Genomic DNA, 13,245 nt, shown 5'->3' with positions numbered 1-13,245 from the left:
AGCTGCTGCGCCTGTGCGGGCGTCACGTCCCGCGCCAGGCGCAGGGCAATCTCGGCCTCGACGGCCGGCTGGTGCCAGCGCAGGTCCGCCAGGGATTGCCCCGCCGTGCGCACGCCCGCGGCCGGCAGCGCCGCGTGCGTCAGCGCCGCGGTCCGCGCTGCGCCGCCCGACTTCCAGTGGCGCGGCGGGCCGCCGTCAAACCATCCCAGCGCCTGGGCCACGGCGTCCTGGATCGCGTAGGCCTGGTCGTCGCTGCGGAGCACGTGCGCCAGGTCCGAGGCCGGGGCCGGTTGGCCGGAACGCCGCGCAGCGATCAGCGCGGCAGCAACGCAGGGGTGTGGGCAGGGGGTCATGGTCGGAGGAAGAATGGATGGGACAGCGCCGGCATCATGCCGGGTCACCGGCCTGCGCTGCGGTTCGGGCCCCGGCCCCGGCCTCGGCCTCGAAATCGATCAACACCTTCATCGCCCGCTTGCGGTCGCTGGCCAGTGCAAAGGCCTGGACCGCCTGGTCCATGGCGAACGCGCGGGTGATGACCGGCGACAGATCGACGCGCCGGGCGTTGATGAGTTGCACCGCGAGCGCGAACTCGGCGTGGAAGCGGAAGGAGCCCATCACGAGCAGTTCCTTGGCCACGATGAGGTTCTGCGGCACGCTGACGTCCCCGCCCAGCCCCAGTTGGACCACCACACCGCGCGGGCGCATGGTCTCCAGCCCGCTGCGCAGCGCGCGCTCGTTGCCCGAGCATTCGAACATCGCGTCGATCTGCCCCTTTTCGGCGGCGTAGCGCTGCGTCCAGTCTGCCGCCGTTGCGACGTTGATCGTCGTATCGGCCCCCATGGCCCGGACCACCGCCAGCGGTTCGTCAACCACGTCGGTGGCGATGATTTCGGCCGCGCCGTGCAGGCGCGCGGCGGCGACGACCATTGCGCCGATCGGGCCACAGCCGGACACCAGCACCCGCTTGCCGAGCAGCGAGCCCGCGCGCGCCACCGCGTGCAGCGCCACCGAGAAGGGCTCGGCGAGCGCGGCCAGGGACAGGGAAATGCCGGGCGCGACCTTGGCGCATTGCCGCGCCTCGCAGACCAGCAGTCTGCGGAACGCCCCCTGGACATGGGGGTTGCGCATTGCGCTGCCGAAGTAGCGCATGTCCAGGCATTGGTTCGGCCAGCCTTCGAGGCAGTAGCGGCAACTCCCGCAGGGCAGGCTGGGGTTCACCGCCACGCGGTCGCCCACCTGCACCGCGTCCACGTCGGGCGCCACGGCGGCCACCGTGCCGGCCACCTCGTGCCCCAGCGCCATGGGCTCGCGGATGCGGATGGCGCCAAAGCCCCCCTGGTGGAAGTAGTGCAGATCGGAGCCGCAGATGCCGCCCATTCCCACGCGCACCAGCACCTGGCCGGGGCCGATGCCTTCGAGCTCTCGCACCTCCAGGCGCAGGTCGGTGGGTGCGTGCAGCACCAGGGCCAGATAGCGTTCGGTCATGTCGTCCTCCGGGAATCAGGATGAAGAATGCGCGGGCGGGGGCGCGTCACACCCGGTTCATGAGTGGCGCGCCGTCGATCCAGCGCCGGATGTTTTCGGCGATGGTTTCCTGGCGCCGGCGCACGGTGCCGGTGGTCCAGCCGGACATGTGCGGGGTCATGAGCAGGTTTGGCAGCGACGCAAAGTCCAAGCCCGGGGACGACGGCGTGCACTCGGCTTGCCCGGGTGTCGGGTAGCGGTACCAGGTGTCGATGATGGCGCCGCCGATGCGCCGCTGCGACAGGGCGTCGAACAGCGCCTGCTCGTCGATCACCGGGCCCCGCCCGACGTTCAGGATCAGCGCCCCGGGCCGCATCGCGGCCAAGGCTTCGGCCCCGACGATGCCGGTGGTCTGCGCCGTCAACGGCAGCGAGACCACGATGGCGTCGGCCGAGGCCATGAAGGCCGGCAGCTGCTCCAGCATAAACGCCTGCGCCACGCGCTCGTCGGCGACGGGGCTGCGGTTGGCCACCGTGGTGCGCATGCCGAAGGCCTTGGCCCGGGCCAGGATGGCCTGGGCAATGTGGCCAAAGCCCAGCAGCCCCAGGGTCTGCGTCCCGAGTTCGCTGCGCAGGGCGCTGGGCCGGCCGGCCCACCAGGTCCAGCGCTGCTGGCGCAAATCGGCGTCGGCCTGCGCCAGCGGGACGTGGCGCTGCAACAGCGCCGCCATCACGTATTCGGCGATGGCCTGCTCGTGGCCAAAGCAGTTGCACAGCACCGCACCGGACGGCAGCAGGGCCGTGTCTATGGCGTCGGTACCGGCAGCCGGGGCATGGAACAGGCGCACGTTGCGCGGCGTCGGCAACCCGCGGTTGAGCGCGACGCCGACGATGACCTCGGCGCTCGCGTAATGCGCGCGCTCGCCGGGGGCGTCCAGGGCGTCGCTCAGATCGACGATTTGGTGCTGCGGGTCGATCAGGGTCTCGAAACCCTGGCGGAAGTTGGCGGCGTTCGCGCCGTGGAATGCGATCTTGATGGTTCTCATGGCGGGGATCCGGGTCGGAGGATGTGTGGTCAATGGCAGGGATCAGCTCGCGCGGATGCGCTGGCCGTCGCGCGCGAACAGCACGGCCTCGGCGAGGTCGGGCACCAGGTGCACGGACTGGCCGGCGCACAGCTCGCTGTAGCCCTGGAGCACGGCCATCACTTCGGCGCTGCCGTCGCCGCCGCCGCCGTCGCTGTCCTCGCCGTGGTGCGCCGTGCGGGCATGGTCGAGGCGCACGCTGACGATGGACTCGGCGCCGACGTGCTCGACGAGCACCACCTGGCCCGCGAGCGCGCCGCTGCCCTGGCCCTGGCCCTGGCTCAGCCCCAGCGCATGCGGGCGGATGCCGAGCAGCACGTCGCACGCGGCCCGGGGCGCCAGCGCGGCCAGCTGCGCGGGCAGCGGCAGCACCAGCGGGCCCAGCAGCAGGCCGCGCTGCGGATCGATGCGCGCCTCGATCAGGTTCATCGGCGGCGTGCCGATGAAGCGGGCCACGAAGGTATTCGCCGGGTCGGTGTAGATGTCGCGCGGCGTGCCGAACTGCTGCACCACGCCGTCGCGCATGAGCGCGATGCGCGTGCCCATGGTCATGGCCTCGATCTGGTCATGCGTCACGTAGACGAAGGTGCCACCCACTTCGCGGTGCAGCTTGATGATCTCGGCGCGCATCGAGCTGCGCAGCTTGGCGTCGAGGTTGGACAGCGGTTCGTCCATGAGGAACACGTCGGGCTGGCGCACCATGGCGCGCCCGAGCGCCACGCGCTGGCGCTGCCCGCCCGACAGGGTGCGCGGGTACTGCTCCAGCATCTCGGTCAACGCCAGCGTCTTGGCCGTGCGCTCGACCAGCGCGCGCACCGCCGGCTGCTGCTCGATGCGCCGCTTGGCCAGGCCGCCGATGAGCGGCAGGTGGAACCACCAGCGGTGCGCGCGCATGATCAGCGGAAAGGTGATGTTGCGCCGCACCGTCATATGCGGGTACAGCGCGTAGGACTGGAACACGAAGGCCATGTCGCGCGCGCTCGGCGGCAGGGTATCGACGCGCCGCGCGCCGACGTGGATTTCGCCGCTCGTGACCTGCTCCAGACCCGCGAGCATGCGCAGCAGCGTGGACTTGCCGCAGCCCGAGGGGCCGAGCAGCACCAGGAATTCGCGGTCGGCGACGTCGAGCGTGATCCGGTCGGCGACTTTTTTGCCGCCGAATAGCTTGGTCACGCCCTGAAGGGAGATGGATGCCATGGTGCGAGGTGTCCGCGAAAGGGTCAGCCCTTGACGCTGCCGGCGGTCATTCCGGAGACGACGTAGCGCTGCACGAAAAGATAGAAGACGACCGCGGGCAGCGTGTACATCAGCCCGATGGCCATCACGGTGTGCATGGGGGTGCTGAGCTCGCCGACGAAGCCGGCCAGGCCGACCGACGCCGTCTGCAAACCCTGGTCGCTGATCAGCGTCTGGGCGAACACGTATTCGTTCCAGCCGTGGAAGAACGCGATCACGGCCGCCGCCGCCAGGCTCGGCGCGACCAGCGGCAGCACCACGCTGAGCACGACGCCGAAGCGCGAGCAGCCGTCGATGGTCGCGGCCTCCTCGATGTCCATGGGCACGCCATCGACCGCGCCCTTGAGGATCAGCGTGATCACCGGCACGGTGAACGCGGTGTTCGCCAGGATCAGGCCGCTCAGGCTGTCGAGCAGGCCCAGCTGGCCGAAGATCGCGTACAGCGGAACCACCAGCATGGCCTCGGGCAGCATCTGCGTGACGAACAACGCCACCCCCAGGATGGCCACCGCCCGCAGGCGGTAGCGCGAGAGCACGTACGCCGGAAAGATCGCCAGCGCAATGCTCAGCGCCGCCGTGCCGAACGCGACGATGGCGCTGTTCTTCAGCCAGGTCGCGACCGCCGTGGTCTCGAACGCATGGCCGTAGACCAACCACTGCGCCCCGTCCGGCAGCAGCTGCGGCCGGTCCGCGAACAGGTCCGGCGACGCGGTCAGCGAGGTGACCAGCATCCAGTACAGCGGGAACGCGGCCAGGCCCAGCAGTGCCAGCACCAGCAGCATGCGCAGCGCGTGGCTCCAGGACAGTGTGCGGCTCATCGCTGCCCCTTGGCGCGTTCGGCGCGCTGTGTGTAGCGGAAATAGACCACGGTAATCAGCAGCGCCATGGACAGCCCCACCATGCCGACCGCCGCGCCCTGCCCCAGGTCGCGGTAGACGAAGGCGCGCCGGTACAACTCGATCACCAGGGTGTTCGTCGAGCCGATCGGGCCGCCCTGCGTCATCAGCCAGATCAGGTCGAAGCGGCGCAGGGACCAAATGCTCAGGAACAGCGCGAGCAGCGCCACCGAGGGTTGTATGGTCGGCCAGACCACGGCGCGAAACACGCTCAAGCGGTCGGCGCCGTCGATGACCGCGGCCTCGCGCAATTCCGGCGAAACACCCTGCAACGCGGCGAGGATCACCACGGCGGCGAACGGGAAGATCTGCCAGACGGTCGTGAGCAGCACCGCGGGCAGGGCGCGCGCCGGGCTGTCGAGCCAGCTCTCCAGGCCGGCTGCGCCGCCGAGCGCGCCCAGCAGGTGGTTGAAGATGCCGTACTGGCCGTTGTAGATCCAGACGAAGATCAGCGCCACGGCCACCGGCGGCGCGGCCCATGGAATCGTCACCAGCGCCCGCGCCAGGCCGCGACCGCGAAACGGCGCGTCGAGCAGCAGCGCCGCGCCCAGGCCCAGCGCGATCGCCGCGACCACGCAGACCAGCGTGTAGGTCGCGGTGGTCAGCAGGACCTGGTGGAAGTCCTCCTGCGTGAACAGGTCGGCGTAGTTTTGCAGCCCGACGAACGTGTGCTGGTCGGGCGCGAGCAAGGCCGTCGAGGTGAAGCTCAGATACAGCTCCTGCACCAGCGGATAGCCCTGGAACAGCAGCAGATACAGGGCCACCGGCGCGGCGAACCAGTAGGGCGTCCAGTCCCACCCGGCCTGGGGAGGCGATGAGGCAACGCGCATGGGGGAGTCTTACTTGCGCAGCACGCGCGACGAGACCAGACGTTGCGCGTCGTCCATGGCCTTCTTCGGGTCCATGCCGCCCTGCAAGACCTTGAGCACCTGCTCGAGCACGATCTGCTGGATCTCCGGCGTCTTCGCCTCCAGGCCCGCGACCACGTGCGGGATGCCGTGCGGGGCCTGCTCGTCGAACACCTTCAGCCAGGGCTTGCGCGCCAGATCCTCCGGGCTGCGCTCGACGACGGTGGCCACGCTGCTGGCGCCCAGCAGGTCTTGCAGTTCCTTCTGGTTTTCGGGTTGCAGCGTCCATTGGACGAAGGCCTCTGCGCCCGCCTTGTTGCGGGTGTTGGCGTTGATCGTGAGCGCCGTCAGCACCATGCCCTGCGCCCGGGTCGGAAACGGCGCCGGCGCGGCGGCAAACACCAACCCCGGCGCCTGCTGGTTGAAGATGCCCGCCACGCCGCCGTTGTCCACCTCCATCGCCAGCTTGCGCTCCCAGAACATGCGGCGGTACGTGGCGGCGTCCGTCCCCTTGGGGATCACGCCCGCGTCGTAGACCTTCTTGTACGCGGCCACGCCCTCGATCACCTTGGGGTCGTTCAGCGTCAGCTGGCCCTGCGCGTTGCTCCAGCGGCCGCCAAAGCCGTAGACGAAGCTGCACAGGTCCTGCCAGAAGCCCGTGCCCTCGGCCATCGTGGCGCGGTACGCGTAGCCGTAGACGCCGTTGCCGGTAGCGGCCTTGGCGCTGGCGAGGAATTCGTCGAAATTCGCCGGCGGCTTGCCGCCCCTGAGCAGCGCCGGGTTGTACAGCAGCACGTAGTTGCTGATCTCGAACGGCACGCCGTACCGCTTGCCGCCAATGGTCATGTACTTGTCCGACTCCGTGAACCGGTAGTTCCCCCCTTTGACCAGTTCGTCGAGCGCGAGGACGCGCCGGGCCTGCACCGCCGCGTAGTAGTCGATCACGTCCATGCGCACCAGATCCGGCCCCGCGCCGCCGCCCATTTGCGTGAACACCGTCTTCGCAAAGCTCCCGAAGGGGATGGAGATCGGCTGGATTTCGACCGCCGTCTGGCTCTGGTTGAACTTCCCGACCCAGGCCCTCAGGCGCTCGCCCCGGCCGGCCTCGCTGAACGTGACGGCGGCAAAGCTGAGCGTCTGCCGGGCCTGCGCCCGGGCCACCCCGGGCGGGCCCGCCGCGAGCAGTGCCGCAGCGGCGGCGGCGAGGGTCCAGGTCAGCGCGTGGCGACGGGACGGGATGGGGCGGGTATGCATGGGCAGGTCTCCTGAGCTTAAGTTCTGTCTGCGCCGCGAGCTGGCATGGGCCGGTGACTTGGGCGCCCTGTCGGCCCGGCCGTCCGGCAACGGGTCCGGATGCACGTAGTATGTCGTGGTATTTCAGAAAAAACGACTAGGGATTTCCTCCATCCCCGGTGAAAAATCCGCTTTCCTGGAATGAACGTTCAAGACCACAGGCACAGTAAGGTCTCTGACATATCACGGTTTTCCGGCGCGCTGCACGCGGCCCCCGGCGCGTGCAACGGGCGCGACCCGAGCCGGTGTGGGCGCGCCGAAGATGCCTCGGAAGAAGCTTCAGAGGCCGTCGAAATCGCCCAGGCTGCAATCGAGGAGCACCGGATCGATCTCGCGCTCGAGCACGTCGAACATGCTGTCCACGAAGCCGATGAGCTCGTCCGACGCCCTGAGCGCCTGCTCCACGTGGCAGTTCGCGACGGCGTCGATCAGCGCGAGGTGCACGTCCACGGTCTTGGTCACGCTGCTGCCGGACGCAACCTTGCTGTGGTACAGCCAGCCGATCCGGCGAAAGATGGTGTGCAAGGGCCGCAGGGTGTTCTCGACGAAGGGCTCCCCGGCGGCGGCCAGGAACAGGCGGTCGAGGCGCCGGTCGATCACGTTGAAGGCGTCGATCGTCATTCCCGCCTGGTTCTCGCGCAGATGGCGCTTGATGTGCAGCATCTGATTGCGGTGCGACGAGCCCGACTTCTCGGCCGCGAGCCGGATCACGAAACGCTCCATGTCGCGGCGCAAGCGCAGCAGGGCGCGCTCGCGCGCAAGGTCGATCGGCGCCACCTGCAAGCCACGGCGCGGATGCACGCGCAAGAGCGTGTCCTCGGCCAGGCGCGTGACCGCCTGATGCACGGGGGTGCGGCCGAGTTGCACCAGGTCCCTGAGCTCCTGCGTTGCCAGGTGGCGGCCGGGCTGCAACTCGCAGGTCACCAGGCAGGCCTCGATGGCCTCATGCGCACGCGCATACAGGTTGCGCGGGGTGCGCCCTGCGTCTGCGGGCGGTGGCTCGGGCCGGGCTGCGGAAACTTCGACCAGCCGGGGGCGTGGGTGGGCAATGCGGGGCACGGTGATCTCCAGGCGCGGCCGCCGTTTCAGGCGGACCCCGGCGGCGGCCCTTGCAGGCGGTCGCCGTCCAACTGGGCCAAAGCGGCATGGCCGCCCAGCGACAACAGACCGGCGCGCGCGTACACGCCGAGTTTCTCGCGGGTGTCCGCAATGTCCAGATTGCGCATGGTCAGCTGGCCGATGCGGTCCAGCGGCGAGAACGGCGCGTCCTGCACCTTTTCCATCGACAGGCGCTCGGGCGCGTAGCTCAGGTTGGGGCCTTCGGTGTCGAGCAGCGAGTAGTCGTTGCCCCGGCGCAATTCCAGCGTCACGGTGCCGGTGACGGCGCTCGCCACCCAGCGCTGCGCGGCCTCGCGCAGCATGATCGCCTGCGGGTCGAACCAGCGGCCCTGGTAGAGCAGGCGGCCGAGCTTCAGGCCGTTCATGCGGTATTGCTCGATGCTGTCTTCGTTGTGGATTCCGGTCACCAGGCGCTCGTAGGCGATGTGCAGCAGCGCCAGCCCCGGGGCCTCGTAGATGCCGCGGCTCTTCGCCTCGATGATGCGGTTCTCGATCTGATCGCTCATTCCCAGGCCATGGCGGCCGCCGATGCGGTTGGCTTGCAGAATCAGTTCCACGGGGTCGCTGAACTCCACGCCGTTCAGCGCCACGGGCCGGCCCGCGTCAAAGCGCACCGACACTTCCTCGCGCCGAACCTCGACCTCGTCCTTCCAGAACGCCACCCCCATGATCGGATTGACGATGCGGATGCCGCTGCTCAGGAACTCCAGATCCTTGGCCTCGTGCGTGGCGCCCAGCAGGTTGCTGTCGGTGCTATAGGCTTTTTCGGCGCTCATCTTGTAGCCGAAACCGGCCTGCGCCATGAACGCCGACATTTCCGCGCGGCCGCCGAGTTCGGCGATGAACAGCGGGTCCAGCCAGGGCTTGTATATCTTGAGCGCCGGGTTGGTCAGCAGGCCGTAGCGGTAGAAGCGCTCGATGTCGTTGCCCTTGAAGGTCGAACCGTCGCCCCAGATGCCGACCCCGTCCTGCTGCATCGCGGCCACGAGCATGGTGCCCGTGACGGCACGCCCCAGCGGCGTGGTGTTGAAGTAGGTCAGGCCCGCGGTGGAGATATGGAAGGCGCCGGCTTGCAGCGCGGCAAGGCCTTCGTGGGCCAGCTGCGTGCGGCAATCGACCAGGCGGGCCTTTTCCGCGCCGTATTCCATCGCCTTGCGCGGGATCGCGTCGTAGTCGGTCTCGTCGGGCTGACCCAGGTTCGCGGTATAGGCATAGGGCAGAGCGCCCTTGCGCTTCATCCAGTGCAGGGCGGCGCTGGTATCGAGGCCGCCGGAGAAGGCGATACCGACTTTCTCGCCGGTGGGCAGGTTTTGGACAATGGTGGCCATGGGAGGAACGTGGGTTGCGGTGGGCTGAAATGACAAATGCAGGGAGCCGGCCCGGGCTGCGCGCAAGGGCGCGTGCTGGGGCGCTTGCCGGGCAGGCGCCATTGTGCATCCGCCGCGCGCGGGCGATCGCCGTTGTCCAACGGGGGGGCGAGTCTGAGCTGCCGCCGTGGTGAATCAGTCAGTCTGTGGAGAGGAAGGCTCTGGTCGCCAACGCAAGACGGCGACGAAACCGGCCTCGATAAAGCAGGAAGTCCGCTTTGAGCCCAGCCAGATCGGGCAGGCCAGCCCCGCAAGGCGGGTCACGCGGCCGACTGCGTGGCGCGGACAGTCAGAGGCATGTGATCATCAAGGAAAATACAGGCGGCACAAGAGTACCCGGCAAGAGGCACTGGAGGCCGCAAACCAGCAACGATTGGAGGCAGTCGCATGACCACCACCGCAACCCACTACGAGAACGCCAACTTCCTGCGCGAGTTGGCCGAAGCCCTGCCGCGCATTCTGCCCAGCAGCAATCAGGCCAAGGCTGAGCTGTTGCAGCGCTTTGCCAATGAGGAGCTGGCCCAGGCCGAGTACGACGACTGGGTGAGGGCGAGGGTGGCGGCATCCCGTGCCGACAAGCAACCCGGCATGAGCACGGAGCAGTTGCGGCAGATCTTGCAGGCCCGCTACCAGGAATTGCGCGATGCCCCATGAGATCGACTGGCGGCCCAGCGCCATCGAGGACTTGCGGGAACTGTTCGAGTATTTGGCCGAGCATGCCTCGCGCAACAGGTCACATATCGAGGCCGTGAGCCTCAATCCCGAACGTGATACGTGACTCGTTCAGGCGGCGGCTGGGCATTTCGTACCCCGGCATCGAGTGCCGCCCTTGCAGCTTGCCCCAGCATTTCGTCGCTGGCGGGTTCTCACTTTACTGTTCGCATTCGCGCGCTGGATATTCAGCCGATAACTATTTGAATGAGGCGACGACTATATTGACCCGCGCCGCACGCGCGGTGGCGGCAAGGCGTTTCGTACCCCGGCATCGAGTGCCATTCTTGCGGCTTGCCCCAGCATTTCGTCGCTGGCGGGTTGCTTGACGATAAACTCGCGGTAGTCGGAAAAATGGCCGGGAATCAAGGAGAATTCAGTTGGCTTATCCCGGCTGCTATTGAGGAAGGCATACATGTCCTTGGTGCGGCTGCTGCTGGAATAGCGGGCGTCCTCATAGAGTTCGTCCAGGTTTTTGCAACCCGTCATTTCCAGCGCCTTGTGTTTCCACAGGATCAATTTTTTCTTCCACTCGCGGATTTCTGCCTTTGCCGCGTCTCCCATGGGCAGTGTGTTCCAGTCCTCGAACCGGGTGGCGTCGTGGCAGCGGCGGATGGCCGCACCGAATTCGGCATCGCTGATGGTTGTGGGCAGGAATTCGTCCAGGCCATGGTCCAGGTCCGTGTTTTGCAGGCCCGATGCATACATGACACTGGTCAATCGATAGAAAGTGCCAAAGCGGTAAATTTCGATTTCACCCGTGACATCGGTGGGAAGAAACTTGAAAGACATGATGACCTCACTTTACTGTTACAACAATATTCACCTGCCCCTCGGGGCGATCCCATTCTACAACCTTGTCCAATTTTTCGCGCACATAGGCCAGGGTTCCGTCCGGGATGGCCAATTCAATGGATCGTGATCAAAACGATCCTGAGCGCTCGCGCGCGCAAGCCGGCACGCTGGTCAGGCGCCACACGCAACGGGTCAGACATCAAGGTCGTGAGACTCCATCCTGAACGCGATTCGCTCAGACACATTTGCGCGCACGGGATGTTCAACCAATGGCTGTTTGAATGAGGCGACAACTATTCTGACCCGCGCCGCACGCGCGGTGGCGGCATGGCGTTTCGTACCCCGGCATCGAGTGCCGCCCTTGCGGCTTGTCCCAGCATTTCGTCGCTGGCGGATTGCTTGACGATAAACTCACGGCAGTCGGGGAAATGGTCTGGAATATCGAAAAACTCGGTCGGATTATCCAGGCTGCTATTGAAAAAGACATACACGCCCTTGGTGCGGCGGCTGTTGGAGTAACGGGCGTCCTCATAGAGTGCTTCCAAGTTTTGGCAAGCCGTCATTTCCAGCGCCTTATGTTTCCACAGGACCAATTTTTTCTTCCACTCGCGGCTTGCTGCCTTTGCCGCTTCTCCCCTGGGCAGTGTGTTCCAGTCCTCGAACCGGGTGGCGTCGTGGCAACGGCGGATGGCTGCACCAAATTCGGCATCGCTGACGGTTGTGGGCAGGAATTCGTCCAGGCCATGGTTCAGATCCGTGCCGGACAGGCCCAATGCGTACATGCAACTGGTCAATCGATAGAAAGTGCCAAAACGGTAAATTTCGATCCTGCCCGTGACATCTCTGGGGAGACATTTGAAAGACATGATGACCTCACTTCATTATTACACTAATACTCACCCGAACCCCCTGGACAAGACCCTCTCTTGCAACCTTGTCCAATGCCTCGCGCACTTTGATAGAGGTTCCTCCCGGGATGGCCAATTCAATGAATCGTAATTGGATATCTGCTTTTTCGATTCCATACGATTGACCTGCTTTCTTATAATCCACCACCTTCGCGACGTAACGCCGCAAATAGCCCGCCGCCCTCCCTGGCAACATGGGCTTGCTTCCTGACAGTCCCAGGGTGTCCATGGCCTTGATGCTTACCGCCCGACCCATGGTCGGGTCATAGTAGTCGAAGGTTTTGTGGTTGTGTTGTATTCCATCAAGCATATCATTGCCATTTTTTGAGAATTGGGTGTTTTCAAGTATTTTTCAAAAGACTTTCCGCGCAGCAGTTTGGTGGGCGCCCCCAGTTTACGGCTTTCGGAGCAGTAATAATAACCTTGACGGCCTGCACTTGGCCAGTGCTCAGCACCACGCCGATGACCTCGCCCCCACCTTTGAGCTTAGCCCATGCTGCTGAGTTGGCTGGCGACGCCGGTGTGCGTGTCCAGGAGGATATCGCCGATGGCCGTGATGGCGATGTCGCCGGATTCCTCCGTGCTGCTCTTGTTGCCGTTGGTGCGGATGCGCGCGGCGTCGGTCTGCACGGTCTCGGCCTGGATGAGCTGCCTTGCAGTGATGCCGCTGCGCGCGGGGCTGGCCACGCCGTCGAGGGTGTTGGTGTCCGCCGTGATGAAGACCATGTCGTTGGCCAGCAAACGGACTTGCCCGCCCGCGTTCAGACCGGAGGCCACCACGTCTACCCGGCCGCTCGCGTCGCCCGCGACGCTGGCCAGCGTGATGTCTTCGCGGGCGGCGAGCGTGCTGCTCACGGTCTGGACGTTGCTGCCGATGTAGGCGGTGGTGCTCGCCAAGTACCGGCGCAAGCGATGCTTTTGCGCGGCCTCCAAGTTGATATGCCCCGAGGCTTGCAGGCTGGCTTTGCCGTTGGCGGCATGGACGGAGGTGGCACTCAGGGTCAGGTTGCCCCCTTGCACGCCGATGTTGACCCCGGTGCTGCCATTGATGGTGCTTGGCCGGAGGAATTTTTCATCCTCGAACCAGCCGTCCGGACGGGACCGGTTGTCCTCTGTCTTGCTGAGAAAGCCCGCCTCGGTCTTCGACGCCCGCAGCGCGGTGGCCGTGATGTTGCCCGTGGTCGCGGTAAGGTTCAGGGTCCCGTGTGCTGCTTGCAGATAGCTGCCTTCCAGCAGGATGTTGTTCGCCGCCAGGGTGAGGTTGCCGTTGACGTACGCGACCACACGCCGGGAACTGCCCAGACCGGCGGTGCCTGCGCTGCCCGTGAGGTTGATGTTGCCGTTGCGCGTGATCATCGTCAGGTTGTGGCTCGAGTTGGCCGTGAGGGGGCCGATGTTGAAGTCGCCCAGGCCCTTGATCATGGACAGGTCGGTTCTGCTCGCGAGCAGGGAGTGGGCGTCGATCTCCATGGTCCCGCCCGATTCCACGCTGATCTGGCCGCTGACGTCGTCCAGCCCCGACGC

Annotated in this window: 14 protein-coding genes and 1 pseudogene; 2 read left to right on the top strand and 13 right to left on the bottom strand. The window is 66.3% G+C overall.

Going from position 1 to position 13,245, the window contains the following annotated elements:
* From VTU_RS0117060 to argG, 9 genes and pseudogenes are all read right to left on the bottom strand, one after another.
* Window positions 1-353 (bottom strand): annotated as a pseudogene (locus VTU_RS0117060) (2-keto-4-pentenoate hydratase); the annotation flags it as partial.
* A gap of 34 nt (window positions 354-387) precedes the next feature.
* The gene (locus VTU_RS0117055; RefSeq protein ID WP_010106387.1) at window positions 388-1,485 is read right to left on the bottom strand and encodes an L-idonate 5-dehydrogenase; all 1,098 of its coding nucleotides are present in this window, start codon (window positions 1,483-1,485) and stop codon (window positions 388-390) included.
* 46 nt (window positions 1,486-1,531) lie between these two features.
* Window positions 1,532-2,509 carry a 2-hydroxyacid dehydrogenase gene (locus tag VTU_RS0117050; protein ID WP_010106386.1) on the bottom strand — a complete coding sequence of 326 codons (978 nt, stop codon included), beginning with the start codon at window positions 2,507-2,509 and terminating at the stop codon, window positions 1,532-1,534.
* A 42-nt stretch (window positions 2,510-2,551) separates the two neighbouring features.
* The gene (locus tag VTU_RS0117045) at window positions 2,552-3,745 is read right to left on the bottom strand and encodes an ABC transporter ATP-binding protein (RefSeq protein ID WP_010106385.1); all 1,194 of its coding nucleotides are present in this window, start codon (window positions 3,743-3,745) and stop codon (window positions 2,552-2,554) included.
* Window positions 3,746-3,768: 23 nt separating this feature from the next.
* Window positions 3,769-4,602 (bottom strand): carbohydrate ABC transporter permease, encoded by an 834-nt coding sequence (locus VTU_RS0117040; RefSeq protein WP_010106384.1) that lies wholly within the window; start codon window positions 4,600-4,602, stop codon window positions 3,769-3,771.
* Window positions 4,599-5,510 (bottom strand): carbohydrate ABC transporter permease, encoded by a 912-nt coding sequence (locus tag VTU_RS0117035; RefSeq protein ID WP_010106383.1) that lies wholly within the window; start codon window positions 5,508-5,510, stop codon window positions 4,599-4,601. Before VTU_RS0117035 ends, VTU_RS0117040 begins: the two co-directional genes overlap by 4 nt.
* Window positions 5,511-5,519: 9 nt before the next feature.
* Window positions 5,520-6,782: an ABC transporter substrate-binding protein gene (locus tag VTU_RS0117030; RefSeq protein ID WP_010106382.1), complete on the bottom strand. Its 1,263-nt coding sequence runs from the start codon at window positions 6,780-6,782 to the stop codon at window positions 5,520-5,522.
* A 318-nt stretch (window positions 6,783-7,100) separates the two neighbouring features.
* Window positions 7,101-7,880 carry a GntR family transcriptional regulator gene (locus VTU_RS0117025; RefSeq protein ID WP_010106381.1) on the bottom strand — a complete coding sequence of 260 codons (780 nt, stop codon included), beginning with the start codon at window positions 7,878-7,880 and terminating at the stop codon, window positions 7,101-7,103.
* A gap of 26 nt (window positions 7,881-7,906) precedes the next feature.
* The gene (gene argG, locus VTU_RS0117020) at window positions 7,907-9,268 is read right to left on the bottom strand and encodes an argininosuccinate synthase (protein ID WP_010106379.1); all 1,362 of its coding nucleotides are present in this window, start codon (window positions 9,266-9,268) and stop codon (window positions 7,907-7,909) included.
* Window positions 9,269-9,694: 426 nt separating this feature from the next.
* Here argG and VTU_RS0117015 point away from each other — a divergent pair, with 426 nt between their 5' ends.
* Window positions 9,695-9,961, top strand: a complete 267-nt coding sequence (locus VTU_RS0117015; RefSeq protein WP_010106377.1) for a hypothetical protein — start codon at window positions 9,695-9,697, stop codon at window positions 9,959-9,961.
* Window positions 9,951-10,085, top strand: a complete 135-nt coding sequence (locus VTU_RS35445) for a hypothetical protein (protein WP_010106375.1) — start codon at window positions 9,951-9,953, stop codon at window positions 10,083-10,085. Before VTU_RS0117015 ends, VTU_RS35445 begins: the two co-directional genes overlap by 11 nt.
* 152 nt (window positions 10,086-10,237) lie before the next feature.
* On the opposite strand, the gene VTU_RS0117005 is transcribed toward VTU_RS35445, so the two are convergent.
* The 4 genes from VTU_RS0117005 to VTU_RS33690 all read right to left on the bottom strand — a co-directional run.
* Entirely contained in the window at window positions 10,238-10,810 is a 573-nt protein-coding gene (locus VTU_RS0117005) for a contact-dependent growth inhibition system immunity protein (protein WP_010106373.1), read from the bottom strand.
* Window positions 10,811-11,106: 296 nt separating this feature from the next.
* Window positions 11,107-11,679, bottom strand: a complete 573-nt coding sequence (locus VTU_RS0116990) for a contact-dependent growth inhibition system immunity protein (RefSeq protein WP_138927941.1) — start codon at window positions 11,677-11,679, stop codon at window positions 11,107-11,109.
* A 7-nt stretch (window positions 11,680-11,686) separates the two neighbouring features.
* Entirely contained in the window at window positions 11,687-12,031 is a 345-nt protein-coding gene (locus VTU_RS0116985) for an endonuclease toxin domain-containing protein (protein ID WP_010106371.1), read from the bottom strand.
* 176 nt (window positions 12,032-12,207) lie between these two features.
* On the bottom strand, window positions 12,208-13,245 hold a 1,038-nt coding region (locus VTU_RS33690), incomplete at its 5' end, for a hypothetical protein (protein WP_010106370.1).

Source organism: Verminephrobacter aporrectodeae subsp. tuberculatae At4 (assembly GCF_000193225.1).
Classification (GTDB): Bacteria; Pseudomonadota; Gammaproteobacteria; order Burkholderiales; family Burkholderiaceae_C; genus Acidovorax; species Acidovorax aporrectodeae.
Note: the sequence above shows the minus strand (reverse complement) of the source record. Positions and strands in the feature narration are given on the sequence as shown.